The 16,198-nt window shown below is 64.1% G+C and carries 21 protein-coding genes; 14 read left to right on the forward strand and 7 right to left on the reverse strand.

The window, feature by feature from the left end; genetic code table 11:
• Window positions 1-622, forward strand: a 622-nt coding sequence (locus VIM61_04410) for a C4-type zinc ribbon domain-containing protein (protein ID HEY8899631.1), incomplete at its 5' end; no start/stop codon positions are given.
• 84 nt (window positions 623-706) lie between these two features.
• Here the strand turns inward: VIM61_04410 and cimA are convergent.
• Window positions 707-2,269, reverse strand: coding sequence for a citramalate synthase (cimA, locus tag VIM61_04415; GenBank protein ID HEY8899632.1), 1,563 nt, complete (start codon window positions 2,267-2,269; stop codon window positions 707-709).
• 104 nt (window positions 2,270-2,373) lie between these two features.
• Here cimA and VIM61_04420 point away from each other — a divergent pair, with 104 nt between their 5' ends.
• Together VIM61_04420 and VIM61_04425 are read left to right on the forward strand one after the other, a co-directional pair.
• Window positions 2,374-2,733, forward strand: a complete 360-nt coding sequence (locus tag VIM61_04420) for a hypothetical protein (GenBank protein ID HEY8899633.1) — start codon at window positions 2,374-2,376, stop codon at window positions 2,731-2,733.
• A complete protein-coding gene (locus tag VIM61_04425) occupies window positions 2,730-3,884 on the forward strand; it encodes an aminotransferase class V-fold PLP-dependent enzyme (GenBank protein ID HEY8899634.1) in 1,155 nt (384 codons plus the stop codon). The genes VIM61_04420 and VIM61_04425 overlap by 4 nt, the downstream gene beginning before the upstream one ends.
• Window positions 3,885-3,901: 17 nt before the next feature.
• Here VIM61_04425 and VIM61_04430 read toward each other — a convergent pair whose 3' ends face one another.
• Window positions 3,902-4,414, reverse strand: a complete 513-nt coding sequence (locus tag VIM61_04430; GenBank protein ID HEY8899635.1) for a hypothetical protein — start codon at window positions 4,412-4,414, stop codon at window positions 3,902-3,904.
• 128 nt (window positions 4,415-4,542) lie between these two features.
• Here VIM61_04430 and crcB point away from each other — a divergent pair, with 128 nt between their 5' ends.
• Window positions 4,543-4,941, forward strand: a complete 399-nt coding sequence (crcB, locus tag VIM61_04435; GenBank protein HEY8899636.1) for a fluoride efflux transporter CrcB — start codon at window positions 4,543-4,545, stop codon at window positions 4,939-4,941.
• A gap of 15 nt (window positions 4,942-4,956) precedes the next feature.
• A complete protein-coding gene (locus VIM61_04440; GenBank protein HEY8899637.1) occupies window positions 4,957-5,298 on the forward strand; it encodes a DUF190 domain-containing protein in 342 nt (113 codons plus the stop codon).
• Between the two features lie 18 nt (window positions 5,299-5,316).
• Here VIM61_04440 and VIM61_04445 read toward each other — a convergent pair whose 3' ends face one another.
• The 4 genes from VIM61_04445 to VIM61_04460 all read right to left on the reverse strand — a co-directional run bounded on the left by VIM61_04445 (window position 5,317) and on the right by VIM61_04460 (window position 8,673).
• Entirely contained in the window at window positions 5,317-5,814 is a 498-nt protein-coding gene (locus VIM61_04445) for a peptidylprolyl isomerase (protein ID HEY8899638.1), read from the reverse strand.
• A gap of 864 nt (window positions 5,815-6,678) precedes the next feature.
• A complete protein-coding gene (locus VIM61_04450) occupies window positions 6,679-7,146 on the reverse strand; it encodes a hypothetical protein (GenBank protein ID HEY8899639.1) in 468 nt (155 codons plus the stop codon).
• Between the two features lie 142 nt (window positions 7,147-7,288).
• Window positions 7,289-7,861 (reverse strand): hypothetical protein, encoded by a 573-nt coding sequence (locus VIM61_04455; GenBank protein HEY8899640.1) that lies wholly within the window; start codon window positions 7,859-7,861, stop codon window positions 7,289-7,291.
• A gap of 182 nt (window positions 7,862-8,043) precedes the next feature.
• On the reverse strand, window positions 8,044-8,673 hold the full coding sequence (locus VIM61_04460; protein ID HEY8899641.1) for a fibronectin type III domain-containing protein: 630 nt from the start codon (window positions 8,671-8,673) through the stop codon (window positions 8,044-8,046).
• 123 nt (window positions 8,674-8,796) lie between these two features.
• Between VIM61_04460 and VIM61_04465 the strand changes: the two genes are divergently transcribed.
• The 8 genes from VIM61_04465 to hisA all read left to right on the forward strand — a co-directional run bounded on the left by VIM61_04465 (window position 8,797) and on the right by hisA (window position 14,783).
• Window positions 8,797-9,051, forward strand: coding sequence for a hypothetical protein (locus VIM61_04465; protein ID HEY8899642.1), 255 nt, complete (start codon window positions 8,797-8,799; stop codon window positions 9,049-9,051).
• 294 nt (window positions 9,052-9,345) lie between these two features.
• Window positions 9,346-9,924, forward strand: a complete 579-nt coding sequence (locus VIM61_04470) for a peptidylprolyl isomerase (GenBank protein ID HEY8899643.1) — start codon at window positions 9,346-9,348, stop codon at window positions 9,922-9,924.
• Complete coding sequence (locus VIM61_04475) at window positions 9,921-10,796, forward strand: carbon-nitrogen hydrolase (GenBank protein HEY8899644.1); 876 nt, start codon at window positions 9,921-9,923, stop codon at window positions 10,794-10,796. The genes VIM61_04470 and VIM61_04475 overlap by 4 nt, the downstream gene beginning before the upstream one ends.
• Window positions 10,796-11,635: a M14 family metallocarboxypeptidase gene (locus VIM61_04480; GenBank protein HEY8899645.1), complete on the forward strand. Its 840-nt coding sequence runs from the start codon at window positions 10,796-10,798 to the stop codon at window positions 11,633-11,635. Before VIM61_04475 ends, VIM61_04480 begins: the two co-directional genes overlap by 1 nt.
• Window positions 11,636-11,665: 30 nt before the next feature.
• Window positions 11,666-12,778, forward strand: coding sequence for a PTPDL family protein (locus tag VIM61_04485; protein HEY8899646.1), 1,113 nt, complete (start codon window positions 11,666-11,668; stop codon window positions 12,776-12,778).
• Between the two features lie 71 nt (window positions 12,779-12,849).
• On the forward strand, window positions 12,850-13,437 hold the full coding sequence (gene hisB / locus VIM61_04490; GenBank protein HEY8899647.1) for an imidazoleglycerol-phosphate dehydratase HisB: 588 nt from the start codon (window positions 12,850-12,852) through the stop codon (window positions 13,435-13,437).
• A gap of 7 nt (window positions 13,438-13,444) precedes the next feature.
• The gene (gene hisH / locus VIM61_04495; GenBank protein ID HEY8899648.1) at window positions 13,445-14,086 is read left to right on the forward strand and encodes an imidazole glycerol phosphate synthase subunit HisH; all 642 of its coding nucleotides are present in this window, start codon (window positions 13,445-13,447) and stop codon (window positions 14,084-14,086) included.
• Window positions 14,064-14,783, forward strand: a complete 720-nt coding sequence (gene hisA / locus VIM61_04500; GenBank protein HEY8899649.1) for a 1-(5-phosphoribosyl)-5-[(5-phosphoribosylamino)methylideneamino]imidazole-4-carboxamide isomerase — start codon at window positions 14,064-14,066, stop codon at window positions 14,781-14,783. Before hisH ends, hisA begins: the two co-directional genes overlap by 23 nt.
• Before the next feature lie 57 nt (window positions 14,784-14,840).
• Here hisA and VIM61_04505 read toward each other — a convergent pair whose 3' ends face one another.
• Entirely contained in the window at window positions 14,841-15,521 is a 681-nt protein-coding gene (locus VIM61_04505; protein HEY8899650.1) for a hypothetical protein, read from the reverse strand.
• Window positions 15,522-15,675: 154 nt separating this feature from the next.
• Between VIM61_04505 and VIM61_04510 the strand changes: the two genes are divergently transcribed.
• On the forward strand, window positions 15,676-16,164 hold the full coding sequence (locus VIM61_04510; protein HEY8899651.1) for an adenylyltransferase/cytidyltransferase family protein: 489 nt from the start codon (window positions 15,676-15,678) through the stop codon (window positions 16,162-16,164).
• Window positions 16,165-16,198 lie beyond the last annotated feature (34 nt).

Here is a 16,198-nt window from a genome sequence, read left to right on the forward strand (position 1 = left end):
CCCCGAAGAGCGCCGCTCCAAGGAAAAGCAGATCTCCGACTCCGCCGCCCGGCTCGAGGCCGCGAAGACGCGGATGAAGCAGATCGAGGTCGAGCGCGGCAAGCTGCAGGTCGACGCCCAGGCCAAACGCGACGCGATCGCGCGCTACAAGACGCAGCAGTTCCAGACCCGCAAGAACGAGGAATTTGCCGCTCTCGGCCACGAGATCGCCGCCGCGGAGAAGGTGATCGTCGGCATCGAGGACCGCGAACTCGAGCTGATGGAAGAGGCGGAGACTCTTCGCCCCGCCATTGCCGAGGCCGAACGCGCCCATTCCGAGGAGAGGACGAAACTCGAAGGCCAGCTTGCGGAACTCACCCGGAAGACCGAAAACATTCAGACGCGCGTCGCCGAACTGTCGGCCGGTCGTCCCCCGCTCACCGAGGGCCTCGACGAGGATTTGCTCGATCTCTACACCCGCCTCTTCAAGAGCAAGAACGGCGCCGTCGTCGTCGAGCTCGAGCACGAAGTCTGCACCGGCTGCCACATGAAGGTCACCACGCAGACCTCGCTCGGCGTGAAGGCCGAGAAGGCAATCGTGCACTGCCCGAACTGCGGGCGCATCCTGCACCTGCCGGCCTAGTTCGCCGCCATTCGCTCCAGCGCCACGTAGCCGACGAGTTGCGCCGGGGCGAAAATGCCGGTCATCGCGCCGAGCCCGCGCGGCTCACGTCCGCTGGTGCCCCGAGAACTCGAAACTGTCGACGAGAGCCTGCCAGCTCGCCTCGATGATGTTCTCCGAGACGCCGACCGTGCCCCACGACTTCCGACCGTCCGTCGATTCGATGAGCACGCGCGTCCGCGCCGCGGTGCCCGATTTGCCATCGACGATGCGCACCTTGTAGTCGGTCAGCGAGACCTCGTCGATCCAGGCGTAGAACGGGCGCAGCGCCTTGCGCAGGGCGGCGTCGAGCGCGTTCACGGGGCCGTCGCCCTCCGCGACGACATACTCCGGTGTGCCGTCGACCATCAGCTTCACCGTGGCCTCGCAGGGATTGAACTCCGTCGTCGGCGCATAGCGGAAATGGCAGTGATACTCCTTGAGCGTGAACAGCGGCCGGCTCGCGCCGAACTGGCGTCGCACGAGCAGATCGAACGACGCATCGGCCGCCTCGAACTCGTAACCCTCGTTCTCGAGCCGCTTCACCTCGGCAAGAATCTTCGCCGCCTCGGGCGCGCCCTTTTCGAGCACGAAGCCGAGCTCCCGGGCCTTCGCGAGCACGTTGCTTTGCCCGGAGAGATCCGACACGACGATCGTCTGCCGGTTGCCGACGAGCTGCGGGTCGACGTGCTCGTAGCTGCGGGAAAGCTTCTGCACGGCGTGAACGTGCTGGCCGCCCTTGTGGGTGAACGCCGCGGCGCCAACGAACGGCGCGCGGATGTTCGGCGGCACGTTGGCGAGTTCATCGACGAAGAGCGACAGCTCGCGAAGCTGCGTGAGGTCCTCAACGACGGGAATGCCGAGCTTGAGCTGAAGATTCGCGGTGGTCGCGACGAGATCGCAATTCCCGACGCGCTCGCCGTAGCCGTTGATCGTGCCCTGCACCTGCGTGGCGCCAGCCGAAACGGCGGCGAGGGCGTTGGCAACGCCGAGGCCGCAGTCGTTGTGCGGATGAATCCCCACCGGTGCGCCCAGGGCGGCGATCGCGTCGCGCGTGGCCTGCGCGACGAAGTCCGGCAGCGAGCCGCCGTTCGTGTCGCAAAGGATCGCGAGGCTGGCGCCGGCCTCGTGCGCGGCCTTCAGCGTCGCCAGCGAATATGCGGCATCGTCGCGATAGCTGTCGAAGAAATGCTCGGCGTCGTAGAAGACCTCGCGGCCCCGTGCCTTCAGATACGCGACCGTCTCGGCGATCATCGCGAGATTTTCCTCGAGCGAGACGCCCAGCACCTCGGTGACCTGCATCGGCCACGTCTTGCCCACGATCGTCACGGCCGGCGTCTCCGCCTCGAGCAGCACGCGCACCTGGGCGTCGTCCTCGACCCGCGTGCGCCCGCGCCGCGTGGCGCCGAAGGCCGCGATCTTCGCGTGCTTCCAGTTGCGCTTCCGCACCTCGCGGAAGAATTCGGCGTCCTTCGGATTCGACCCCGGGAACCCCCCCTCGATGTAATCGATGCCAAACGCATCCAGCCGCTCCGCCACGCGAATCTTGTCCTGCACCGAAAAGGAAATGCCGGTGCCCTGCGTGCCATCACGCAGCGTGGTGTCATAAAGGTGGACGGATTTTTTCATCGCGGGGAACGGAGAGCCTAGGCGATGTCCCCGTTCCGGGCAAGATCGGCCCCGGCAAACTGCCGGTTGCGCTGCGGGGGAGGCCCTCGCTAGACTCCAGGGAAGTGTTTCAGGTGATTTTCAACAAGATCAGCGCAGCGGAAATGGCGGCGTTGCCGAAGGAATTGCAGCTCGAGCTGCTTTTCGAGTTCGAGGTGCTGCCGCAGGATCTGGACAACCTCGACGACGAGCGTTTTGGCCGCGTAAAGCGCGACGGTCGCCAGCTCCTTCGCTGCCGCGCACACGACTACCGCATTTATTTCAGCCCCCACCCCGACGGCATCGAGGTCCATCGCGTGCTGCACAAGAACACGATCCGCGACTTCCTTTTCCGCTCGAATCTTCCGATGACCGAGGAAGACGAGGCCCTTGGCAAGACCGGCGAGTTCTGGGAGCTGATTCACGAAGGCCAGGCCCACAAATGATTCCGTTCACCACCGAGGCCGAGCGCCTCGCGCAATTCCCCGTCGCCTCTGCCCAGATCTTCACCGGCCACGCCGGCGTCACCGCCCTGCCCCGCCGCGTGGCCGATGCCATGCGCGACCACGTCTCGCGCTCCTGCGAGCAGCATCAGGAATTCGGCGACGTGCTCAAGGACATCGCCCGCACGCGCGCACGTTGCGCGGAATTCATCGGAGCGCAGGCCGACGAGATCGCGCTCCTCGGCCCCACCTCGCTGGGCCTCAGCCTGTTCGCGAACGGCCTGGATTGGAAAGCCGGCGACGAGCTCGTCTGCTACCTCGATGACTACCCGGCCAACGTCTATCCGTGGCTGAATCTCCGCCGGCTCGGCGTCGAGGTGAAATTCCTGACGACGAGTCAGCTCGGCCGCATCACCCTCGCCGACGTCGAGGCCGCGCTGACGCCGCGCACGCGCATGGTGGCACTCGCCTCCTGCCATTTCCTCACCGGCTGGCGCATCGACGTCGACGCCATCGGCGCGCGTCTCCGCGAGCGCGGCGTGCTGTTCTCGCTCGACGCGATCCAGACGCTCGGCGCCGCCCCGCTCTCGGTGCGCCACGTGGATTTCCTCAGCGCCGACGCGCACAAGTGGATGCTCGGGCCGCTCGCGATGGGCATCGTCTATGTCGCGAAACGCCACTTCGCCGCGTGCCATCCCACGCTGCTGGGCGCATGGAACGTGCATTCGCCGCAGTTCATCACGCAGGACCAGATGTCCTTCCCCGACACCGCGCAACGCTACGAGCCCGGCGTGCTGAACATCACCGGCATGTATGGCATGCTCGCCGCGGTGGACATGCTGCTCGAAGCCGGGCTCCCCGCCATCGAAGGGCGCATCCTTGCCGCGCGGGATCACCTGCACGCCGCGCTCGAGGATCTGGGCTTCGAGTCGATCTCGCCCGGGCGCGACGATCCCGCGCGCTCCGGCATTCTCACGGTGCGCCATCCCGAACGCCCCGCCAGCCCGCTCTTCCGCGCGCTCGAGGCGGCGAAGATCACCGCGTCGCTGCGCAACACCCGCGACGGCCGCGCCTGGCTGCGCTTCAGCCCGCATTTCTACAACACGATCGACGAGATGGACCGCATCGTCGCCGTGCTGCGCGACGCAAGGTAGACGCGCAGCCGCCGCGCTCAGTTCGCGATCACCGTCGCGTAGATCGGCGGCGTTCCGTTCGTGTAGAGGATCTGGCTGGAGACGCGCAGCGTGGCTCCGAACGGCGTCGTGTCGATCTGGATGTAGAGGGTCCCCGCCGACGATCCGCTGCCGAAGGGCAGGGTCGCGCGCACCTTGCCGCCCCCCACCCGGTAAGTGCCGCTCGCCGACGCCTCGAATCCCGAGAGCCCCGGCAGGAGGTGGCTCACGGTCGCCCGGCCCTTCCGCAGCGAGATCACCTGCGTCGCGGAGACATTGTTGATCGTGCACTTGAGCGTGAACTTCGCGGCCTTCGCCGAGGCCTTCACCTTGGGGTTCGCATTCCCCACCACGCTCACCTCGCCCTGCGAAATGAGAATCAACCCCGAGCCGGAGCCGGCAAACCCCGCCAGGCTCTTCCCCTTCGCCGCGGCGACGCCGGGTCCGGCGACCACCGCCAGCAAGAAAACGAGAAACACCGGGCGCACGAGGGAGAGCAGGGAAGAAGACATCCCCGCCAAATGCCCCAGCGCGCCGCTCCTGTCAATTCCCATGCCGTTTTCACCGTGCCGGATCGGTTCCCGACCTTCCCGCAATTGACACCGCGAGGCCCCATCCGCCACTAATCTCCGGCGGAACGATGCTGCTCTTTCAAACCTACCTCGCCGTCATGCTCGGCGGCGCCCTCGGCTCCGCGGCCCGCATGGCCGTCTCGCTGTGGATCGCGGAACGCTACGCCCCCGGCTTCCCGCTTGGCACCCTCGTCGTTAACGTCGTCGGCTGCTTCATCATCGGCATCTTCGGCGGGCTCACCGGCCCCGGCGGCCCGCTCCTCGTCTCGCCCATCCTCCGCCAGGGCGTGATGGTCGGCATCCTCGGCGGCTTCACCACATTCTCCTCCTTCAGCCTGCAGACGCTCAGCCTTGCCAACGACGGCGAGTGGCTCTACGCCAGCCTCAACGTCGTCCTCTCCGTCGTCCTCTGCCTCGTCGCCGTCTGGATCGGCGCCGTCGCCGCGAATCTCCTCACCTCCCGCTAATCTCCCCCCTACGCCATGAACACGCCCGCCCTCCTGCGCATCCATCTCGGCGAGACCGACCGCTGCGACCACCAGCCCCTTTACGAAGCCATCGTCCTCAAGGCCCGCGAACGCCGGCTCGCCGGCGCCACCGTGCTGCGCAGCCCCCTCGGCTTCGGCGCCAGCAGCCACGTCCACACGGCGAAGATTCTCCAGCTCTCGACGGACCTCCCCATCATCGTCGAGATCGTCGACGACGAGGAAAAGCTCCGCGCCTTCTGGGCGGAAATCGCGCCGCTCATGGATGGCGGCCTCGCCACGCTCCAGCGCGTCGAGGTGCTCGCCTACTCGCCAAAAGCGGCGCCCACGGAGGGCTGACGCGCCCTCCCCTGCACTTTAATCGAGCGCCTTGTCCCAGGCCGCGATGCGGTCCGCCTGCGCCGTCAGCAGTTCCGCCGGTGAGTCGAGGATCTCGATCTTCGTGATCGTGTCGCCCTGCTTGATCGCGTTCACTACGTCCTGCCCCGCGGTCACTTCGCCAAAGACGGTGTGCTTGCCGTCCAGCCACGGCGTCGGCACGTGCGTGATGAAGAACTGGCTGCCATTCGTCTTCGGGCCGCGATTCGCCATCGAGAGGATGCCCGGCTTGTCGTGCTTCTGCGCCTTGTGGAACTCATCCTCGAACGTGTAGCCCGGGCCGCCCGCGCCCGTGCCCGTCGGGTCGCCACCCTGGATCATGAAGTCCGCGATCACGCGGTGAAACTTCAGGCCGTCGTAGTAACCACGCTGCGCGAGATTGATGAAATTGGCCACCGTCACGGGCGCCAGCGAAGCAAAAAGCGTGATGCTGATGTCGCCCTTGGAAGTCTTGAAGAGGATACGAATGTCTTTCATGAGAAAGCGCAAACCATTCCGCCTCCCCGCCGCGATGTAAAGTCACAATACCCCGCCACCCCGCGCGACCAGCTCCCGGCCCGCGCACAGTCAGAAAGGACGAACGAGCGGCGGGAATGACACGGCGAGGCCAGAGGTTAGCTGCAGCGCCTTGTTCGGCGGAAAGTCAGAAGGAGTGTAGAATCCCCCGATAGGTTCGATCTAATCGATTATTAATGACTTCGTCAGATAATCGAACCGTTGGATCAAAGGTAAATTTGAACTAACTTAACTCGAGAAGATTTTCCGCTTTTGATCAAAATTGCAGATTTGGGACAATCGAAATGGCGAGAAAAAAGAGCAATCAACTCCTGATTAGCCTTTCCATCAACGGGTGGCGACTTGATCTGTGCCACCCAAGGTCCATTAGTAGTTGCTTCCAAGGAACTCGATCTGGCATTGGGCTTCACCTTGACCTGAATGCTTCTCACTTGAACAGGAAAAGGGCTTAGCGGTATTGCCTTCGTCGGCTGGCTCGATGCGATGATCGGACCGGAGAACCAAGCGCCACGTTAAGCCTTACTTTCTCGATTGCTCGTTCACATAAAAGCGAATCGCCCGACGAATTTCATCCTGGCTGTCCGCAAGTTTCTCATGAGCTTTCATCGCTCTCCATCCGATCACCAGCCAAAGGATTGTGATAATCATCCCCCAGGCTCCCGCAATCACCATGATAAGTTCACCTTGTGCCATTGTCTGCTTATGAGTTTTGGTTGTGTTTGAATGTAACTTCTAGCGAAACTTTGCTACCCCGAACGGCCGCCCGAACTCTGTGAGGGCGCGGATGGAAAGGATTGACGGTTGGGAGAAAGTTACGCGTGGCGGCTAGGGGTTAGCTGCGGTGGTTTGTTTGGGCTTTAGTGTCAGAAAGGAAACGTCCTTGAATGCTTCGAGAAATGACATCCGTTCTTTTTGCATGAGATTCTGTTGTTTTTCACGCTCAGCGTCGTTGCCGCTGATTTTTGAAGTCAATGTGACTCGAAATAGTTCGTTGATGTTCAGGACGGTGATATAAATCTGACTCGCTTGATCTGTAGGAGAGAGCTGCCGGATGAAAACTGGAGAGTAATGAATTGGCTTACCCGCCCAATCGATCGCTTTCTCAATATCGTTTTCGCTGTGAAGCTCGGTGAAATGATGAGACTGCGCCCATGTGCGGAGTCTATCGATTGCCTCTTGTTGTTGCGATGCGTCAAGCTCTTCTCCGACAAGGTCCGCGTGAGAGATTATCGTTAAAGACGATTGGACAGATAAGCCAAACACGGAAAAAGCCAATGCAAGTAGTAAGCTCATGGAGATAATTTTCGTAAATAGCCAACGCCAAGCTCAGCTACCCCGAACGGGCGGACAACTCAGAAGGCGTATGAATGGAAAGGAAGGAAGGACGGTCGGAATCGCTGACGCGTCGTGGCCAGGGGTTAGCAGCAGCGTCTTGTTAGGGCTTTTCACTGTTTCCAAATTCGGGATGAGTATAAGTATATCCGAATTTCATACAAGCTGCATAGTCGGAGTGAAATTGAAGAAAGCGAAAACGCGGGGTATATTCGTTGGTGTAAAGTGATCGGCTGGAAAGATAAAAAAGTGCGACCAACAGTCCTGAAGCGGAAAGTAATAGATTACTCATGTTGGCTCGAGCAAAATACTTATCTCTTTCGTGTTTTATTTTGTTATAGTCCTGCCACCAATTTGGAGATTCAATGGTTTTCCATTGGATCCAAGGGACAAAATGAATTTTATATTCGGGCAGTTCGATTTTGGTGTCGCAAAAATGTTTATAGCGATGCAGTATAATTTCGCGATACCCCTTAATTGATCGCGGGTGATCATAAGATGTTAATCCGCGACATATCATTTTCATGATGACATCGACTTCCGCACAAGTTGCTAAATAAAGACGGCCAATCTCGGTGGAATAGCAGTTCATATTCTCTGGAGCTGGCTCCACATATCTCGATAGACGAATAAGGTCTTCGTCTAAAGCTTCAAAAAAGCGCCAATGAGAATACATATGCCCTGACAGTATCTTCGATTGAACGGGGTGATGGGGGGATGGGCACCGTGGGTTGCGGAGCGGGGTGATTGCTGGGGACCTTATTCTTTTTTTCCCTCCGTCTGCAAGGGGGGAGTGGCGCCGGGCGGGGTGGGACCGCGGCCGGCGCGCGTTTTTTTTGGGGTTGGTTGGCTGTTTGGTTACGGGGCGAGTTTGGTGGCGATGTCGCTGGCGGGGCCTTCGCCGCTGGCGCCGATGGCTTTGACGCGGAACCAGTAGCGTTTGCCGCTTTCCAGGCCGGCGATGGTGGTTTTGCTCTTGGTCTCGACTTTGGCGAAGGTCCAGTCGCTCTGGCCGTCGGGGCTGGCGCTTTGTTCGATGAGGTAGCTCTTGAGGCCGCGGCGGATGGGGTTCCAGCTAAGGTCGATCTCGCCGGCTTCGTCGCCGGCGGTGGCGGCGAGGTTCTCGACCTTGGGCATGGGGCCGACGGGGGCTTGCTCCTCGGAGGGCGTCATGCCGGCTTTGGCGATGATGGTGGGGTCGCCTTTGGCGATGTCGTCGACGGTGGAGGCCTCGGTGGTGAGGAGGGCCTCGAGGGTGTCGCGGCTGGCGCGGATGGCGAGGGTCTTGGCGGTGACTTGCTGCTGGAGGTTGGCGCGCTCCTTGAGGAGGTCGGTGATGGCTTTGGCGCCGTTGTTGAGCGCGGTGAGCGGGGGCTCGGGCGCGGGGAAGAGGGTGCCTTCGTTGCCCATGCTCTGGGCGATGAGGGTGGCGAGGTCGATGACTTCCTGGTCGGTGAGGCGGCTGAGTTCGAGTTTGGGTTTGATCATGGTGTGTGTGGGTTGGCTGATGGTGATGGGCGCCGGCGGCGAGGTGCCGTCGGGGCCTTTGCGCTGGGGGAAGATGGGCCGGCGAGTGCGGGGGCCGCCGGGCGGGCCGACAACAGGGCGACGGTGCCTGAGAATGGGGCCGCGTCGGGTGAGGAAGCGGCGGCGGCGACTGAAGATGCGGCTCTGTGGACTGAGGAAAGGGCTTTGCTGACTGACGGAGCCGTTTTGTTGGCTGAGGAAGCGGCTTCGTGTCCTGAAGAAGTCGCTTTGCAGACTGAGGAAGCCGCTTTGTGTGCTGAAGAAATCGCTCTGTGTGGTGAGGAAGCGGTTTTGTTGACTGAAGAAATGGCTTTGTCGGGTGACAAAGTCGTTTTGTGACCCTTGGCCGCGCCTCGGCGGGGAGCGAAAACCGGGCTGGGACCCGCGGGGACGGCCGGGAGTGGCGCGGGGGCGGCGCTCGGGGCTGCGGGGGATGGAAAGGTAGCCGGAATGACCTACCCATTAGAAGTTTCGCCTCCGAATGGTCAACAAGTTTCTCCCTTGGAAGGAAAACTTCGGAACAGCTCCCCTCGCCCGGCGCGGGGGCGGCCCGGACGATGCGCGGGGGCGGTGGCGTTTTCGTGTCACCTTCGCGCGTGACAGGGCCGGCGGCATGGTGGAAAGGTGCTGGCGATGAAACGCATCCTCTTTTTTGCCGTGACGGCCTGCGCCGTCACTCTCTCCAGCCTCCGGGCCGACGACGTCGCTGTGATCAAGACGACCGATGGCACGATGGTGGCCGAGTTCTGGCCGAAGGAGGCGCCTGGGACGGTGGCGAATTTCATCAAGCTGGCGAAGTCGGGCTTTTACAACGGGACGGCGTTTCACCGGATTATCCCGGGCTTCATGATCCAGGGTGGCGATCCGAATACGAAGGACCCCGCGAACGAGGCGAGCTATGGCACGGGCGGGCCGGGCTACACGATCAAGGCGGAGTTCAACGCGCACAAGCACGTGCGCGGCGTGCTCTCGATGGCGCGCACGAGCGATCCCGACAGCGCGGGCAGCCAGTTCTTCCTGATGCTGGGCGATGCCCCTCACCTCGACGGGCAATACACGGCCTTTGGCCAGCTCATCGAGGGTGACGACGTGCTGAAGAAGATCTCGGAGACGCCGACGACGATGTCGATGTCGGGCGAGCCGAGCAAGCCGACGAAGCGCGTGGAGATCAAGAGCATCGAGATCGTCGATCGCGAGAAGGCCCCGAAATGAAGATCAAAATCGGACTCGTTCAAAACCGCTGCTCGGCGGACGTCGACGCGAATTTCGCCGCCGCGGTGCGGGGCATCCGCGAGGCGGCCGGCCGCGGGGCCAACATCATCTGCCTGCAGGAACTCTTCCGCTCGCTGTATTTCTGCCAGCACGAGGAGCATGGGGAGTTCGAGCTCGCGGAGCCGATCCCCGGGCCATCGACGGACACGCTCACGGCGCTCGCGAAGGAGCTGGGCGTCGTCATCGTGGCGTCGCTCTTCGAGCGGCGCACGGCGGGCCTCTACCACAACACGGCGGCGATCATCGACGCGGACGGCACGTTGCTCGGGAAGTATCGCAAGATGCACATCCCGGACGACCCGCTCTTCTACGAGAAATTCTATTTCACGCCGGGCGACCTGGGCTTTCAGGCGTGGGACACGAAGTTTGGCAAGATCGGCGTGTGCGTGTGCTGGGACCAGTGGTATCCCGAGGCGGCGCGGCTCACCGCGCTGCGCGGCGCGCAGATCCTGTTCTACCCGACGGCGATCGGCTGGCACCCGAGCGAGAAGGAAAAATACGGCGACCGCCACCACAGCTCGTGGGAGACGATCCAGCGCGGCCACGCGATCGCGAATGGCTGCTACGTCGCGGCGCCGAACCGCGTGGGCCTGGAGACGCCGATCGGCGGCGATGGCATCGAGTTCTGGGGCCAGAGCTTCATCTGCGACCCGTCGGGGGTGATCCTCGACAAGGCGCCCGCGGACGAGGAGGCCGTGCTCGTCACCGAGATCGACCTCGCGACGGTGGACACGCAGCGCACGCACTGGCCCTTCCTGCGCGACCGGCGCATCGACGCCTACGGCGACATCACCCGGCGCCTGATCGACTGATGGCCGCGAAGCCGCGCGTCCTCCCGCTCGAGCACCAGCGCTCCCACGATTACGGGCACCTCATCCGGCGCTGGCGCTCCGTCGCCCGGGCGCGGGGCCTGCGCCTCACGCCCTACGCGGCGGCGAGCGGCTACGAGCTCTTCCACATCGCGCCGCGACGCCCCACGCCGGGTCGGCCGTGGATCTACCTCTCGGCGGGCATTCATGGCGACGAGACCGGCGCCACCGAGGGCCTGCTCGACTGGGCCGCGGCCACCGGCCTGCCGTTCACCGATTTCAACCTGCTCGTCTTCCCGTGCCTGAACCCGTGGGGCCTGGTGAACAACAGCCGCGTGGACGCCGATGGCCGCGACCTCAACCGCACCTACCACGACGACGCCGTGCCGCAGACCGCGGCGCACAAGGCCGCGCTCGCCGGCTGGCACACGTCCGATCTCGATGGGCGTCGCCCGTTCGCCCTCTCTCTCTGCCTGCACGAGGATTACGACGCGAACGGCGTTTATATTTACGAGATCCAGGGCGCACGCCCGTATTGGGCGGAGAGGCTTCTCGAGGCGTCCCGCCGGCACCTGCCTGCCGATACCCGCCGCAGCATCGAGGGCCGCAGCGCCCGCGCGGGAATTGTGCGTCGCGCGATCGACTTGGCATCAATGCCGCTACACCCCGAGGCATTCACATTGCATTTTCACCATGCGGAACGCACCTTCACCGCCGAAACGCCCTCCGAGGCGCACCTCGATGCCCGCGCGGCTGCCCATGCCGCCATCATCGAGCAGGCGGTGCGCCTCTGCCTCCAGGAATTCCCCCAGACATCCAAACGCTCAACGCCCCCCGATTAGCCAAAATATCATCCAAAACCCCTCCCCCCGATGAACCGCCACCTGCCCTCCGCCCTTCTCGCGCTGGCCCTGCCGCTCGCCAACGCCACCGCTGACGCCATCAAGCTCAAATCCGGGGAGGTCGTGGAAGGCAAGGTCATCGCCTCCGACGCGAAGAGCGTGACCGTCGAAGTGCAATTCTCGCCGACGATCACCGACGAGCGCACGATCGCCCGCTCCGACATCGCCGCCACGGTGCTCGTTTCGCCCGACGAGGCCGCCTTCGCCAGCATCCGCGCCCTCGAGATTCCCGCCACCGCTCTCGACGTCCGCGCGTATGACGAGGTTCTGAACAAGGATCTCCGCCCCTTCCTCAAGAGCTACCCCACCTCCACCCGCGTCACCGACGTGAAGGAGCTCATCAAAAATTTCGAGGCCGAGCGCGCCCGCGTCGCCGCCGGCGAGATCAAGGTCTCCGGCGTGTGGTATGACGCCGCCACGCGCACCGCCGAGGAATACCAGATCGACGCCGCCACCGAGCTCGCCGCCATGAAGCTGCAGCTCGCCGCGCAGAATTACCCCGGCGCCGTGAACAGCTTCGAGCAACTCGTCCGCTCGTTTCCGAACTCCGCCGCGTTTGCCGAGTCCTTCCCCCTCGGCAAAAAGGCCATCCTGAAACTCGAGCAGCAGCTCAGCTTCACGATCGGCAATCTTCCGCAGACCCTCGCCCGCCGGCAGGCCGCGATCGACCGCACGCCCGTCGAGCAGCGCCAGCCCATCCAGGCCGCCGCCGCCGCCGAGGATGCCCGTGCCGCCGCCGCCGCCGAGGCCGCGCAGAAGGCAAACGTCCACTTCTTTGCCATCCTGCCTTACGACGAAAAGGGCCTCCGCTCGATGCAGGAAGCGCTGAAATCCCTCGTCGACCAGCTCAAGCCCGTGGACGAGAAGCAACTCGCCGCCGGCGCGAAGCTCGTTCGCCAGGTGAACAACGAGCTTTCCACGAACCAGCTCGCCGCCGCGCAAACCACGCTCACGCAACTTTCCACCGCCTGGCCGCAATACGAGGGCCTCGGCCGTCTCCAGAGCCGGCTCTCGGCCGCGCAGCAGTCGACCGCAACCGCCACCGCTCGCGAGGCCAATCACCTCAAGGCCCAGGGCAAATGATTTCCGGCGCCCGGCGCGCCGACTCACGATTCCTCTTGCCCCGGCCGGGCATCCGCAGGCTCAATCCCCGGATGGCCCGCGCCGCTACCATTGACCGCAAGACCTCCGAAACCGACATCCAGCTCACGCTCGATGTCGATGGCTCGGGCACGTCCACTCTCCGCACCGGCATCCCGTTCTTCGACCACATGCTCACGCTCTTCGCGCGGCACGGTCTCTTCGATCTCGACGTGACGGCCAAAGGCGATCTCGACGTAGACTTTCACCACACCGTCGAGGACGCCGGCATCTGCCTCGGCCAGGCCTTCACCCGCGCCCTCGGCGACAAAAAGGGCATCCGCCGCTACGGCCACGCCTACGTCCCGATGGACGAGACGCTCGTCCGCGCCGTCGTGGACCTCAGCGGCCGTCCGTTTCTCGAATACCGCGCCCCCGGCGGCGTCGAGGCGATCAATGGCTTCTCGTTCCAGCTCGTCGAGGAATTCCTCCGCGGCTTCACGATGAACGCCCTCGCGAACGTCCACATCGAGATCCTCTACGGCCGCGACGCCCACCACATGGCCGAGGGCGTCTTCAAGGCGCTCGCCCGCGCCCTCGACGTCGCCACGCAGATCGATCCGCGAGTCACCGGCGTGCCCAGCACGAAGGGCGTGCTATAGTCGCGGCATGAATTCTCCGTCCATCGGCATCGTCGACTACGGCAGCGGCAACCTGCGCAGCGTCACCAAGGCGCTCGACACCGTCGGCGCACGCACGCAGCTCATCTCCACGCCCGCCGCGCTCGACGAGATCGATGCCGTCGTCGTGCCCGGCGTCGGCGCCTTCGGCGACTGCGCCCGCAACCTCCGCGCCACCGGCCTCTGGGAGCCGCTGCGCGAATGGATCGCCGCCGACCGCCCCTACCTCGGCATCTGCCTCGGCTATCAGCTCCTCTTCGAAAGCAGCGAGGAAACGCCCGGCATCGCCGGCCTCGGCGCCCTGCCCGGCATCGTCAAAAAATTCCCCGCCGGCGCGCTCAAGGTCCCGCACATGGGCTGGAACACGCTCACGCTGAACGCCCCCGGCGATCGCCTCTACCGCGATCTCCCGGCGGCCCCGAGCGTCTATTTCGTGCACTCGTATCACCCCGTGCCCGCCGACGCATCGCTCGTCACCGCCACCTGCGAATACGGCGACGGCTTCGCCGCCAGCGTCAGCCGCGGCGCCCTCAGCGCCTGCCAATTCCACCCCGAAAAAAGCCAGGCCACCGGCCTCGCCATCCTGAAAAATTTTGTCACATCCCTCGATGCTGTTGTTGCCTGCCATTGATCTGATGGGCGGCGAGGTCGTGCGCCTGCGCCGCGGAGAAGCCACCGAAAAGACCGTCTATTCGTCCGACCCGCCCGCCTTCGCGCGCAAGTGGGAGGCCGCCGGCGGGGACTGGCTCCATCTCGTCGACCTCGACGCCGCCTTCACCGGCGAGTCCCGCAACCTCGACGCGGTCCGCGCCATCTGCGCGTCCGTCTCGATTCCCTGCGAACTCGGCGGCGGCATGCGCAGCGAAGCCGCCATCCGCGCCGCGCTCGACGCCGGCATCTCCCGCGTCGTGATCGGCACCCGCGCCAGCGAATCCCTCGACTTCGTCCGCGACATGTGCGCGACCTTCAGCGGCGACCGGATCGCCGTCGGCATCGATGCCCGCCACGGCAAGGTCGCCGTGAAGGGCTGGACCGAGACCACCGAGCAGGACGCCACCGATCTCGCCCTCGCCGTCCAGGACGCCGGCGCTGGCACGATCATCTACACCGATATCGCGACCGACGGCATGCTCCAGGGCCCGAATTTCGCCGAGCTGGAAAAGCTGCTCGCCACCCTCGACTGCAACCTCGTCGCCAGCGGCGGCGTGTCGTCTCCGGACGACGTCCGCCGGCTCGCCACGATGCCCGGCCTCTACGGCGCCATCCTCGGCAAGGCCCTCTACGACGGCCACATTACCGGCGACCTGCGCCCGCTCGTCGCCGCCTGAGCACAAAAAAAGGGACACGCTCTCACGTGTCCCTCGCAGGCTGGATCGGAGGACCGCTCAGTTCTGCGCCGCCGGCGCCGGCGCGGCATTCGCGACTTCCTTGAGAAGCTTGAAGCCCTCGCGCGTGTAATCGAGCGCCGACATTCCGTCCGGGCTCGTGGCCGTGTCGGAAAAGATCATCCACTGCGCGTAGCCGAGGTTCGACGCGACTTCCGCAAAATCCTCCGGCGTCCCGCCGTATTCCGCCGCATAGATCCGCGCGATCGGCGCCGCGATTTCCTCCGACGGCGCGCCCTTCAGCACGAGGGAAAAACGCGCCACCTCTTCGCGAGCCAGCGCATCCGCGCCGCCGCCCTCGGTCGCCGGAACTTTCATCATCGCAAACTTCTCGGTCAGCGCCGTCGTCGCCTTGCTCTCGATCGCCGCCACCGTGTCGGCATTTTCTCCCCCCGTCGTGTCGATGCCCTTCAGGCTGCGCAGGGCATTCGTGCCCGCCACATCATTCTGCGCCATCCGGTAGGCCGTGAGCGGCGAGAGATTGAACTGCGACGAGTAGATTTTGTAACGCGCCACCACGGAGGCAAAGTTCTTGCCGTCCTTCCGGGCGATCCAGTCGTCGACGGTGAGCTTTGCCATTTCATTCGGATCGAATCCCTTCAGGTTGGGAGTGCGCGGCCAGATCACATAGACCAGAAACGCGGCGACGATCAGGAGGAGGACTTTGGTAATATTGCGCATAAGGGGAAGAAAAGCCTATGGGGTCCGACGATGCCGGGGAGCGCCTTCTCCCGCCAGTCCTTTTTCAAGAGCTTTTGACGATTCTCGCATTTCCCGCTGAACTGCCCCCGTCCACCGCGCGCCTCAAATCAAATCTTCCAGCTTCCACTTCGAAATGCCCGCCATCCTCGCCCTCGAAGACCTTGCCGCCGAATCCGACCGACTCCGCGCCGAAGGCCGCCGCCTCGTCCTCACCAACGGCTGCTTCGACATCCTTCACGCCGGCCACGTCGATTACCTCGAGCGCTCCCGCGCCCTCGGCGACGCCCTCGCCATCGCCATCAATTCCGACGCCTCCGTCCGCGCCCTCAAAGGCCCCTCCCGTCCCGTGAATTGCACCGAGGACCGCGCCCGCGTCCTTTCCGCCCTCCGCGCCGTCGACTACGTCACTGTCTACGACACCCAGCGCGCCACTGGCGTCATCCGCGCCATCCGCCCCGCCCTCTACGCGAAGGGTGGCGACTACACCCTCGAGACCCTCGACGCCGAGGAACGCGCCGCCCTCGAGGAAGCCGGCACCGAGATCCATTTGCTCCCCCTCGTCCCCGGCCGCTCCACCACCGCCATCATCGCCCGCGCGTCCCAGCCCCCCACTTCAACTTAAACTTCCCGACTTCAACTACCCCCCATACCCGCCA

The sequence above is a fragment of the Chthoniobacterales bacterium genome, from assembly GCA_036569045.1.
GTDB lineage: Bacteria > Verrucomicrobiota > Verrucomicrobiia > Chthoniobacterales > JAATET01 > JAATET01.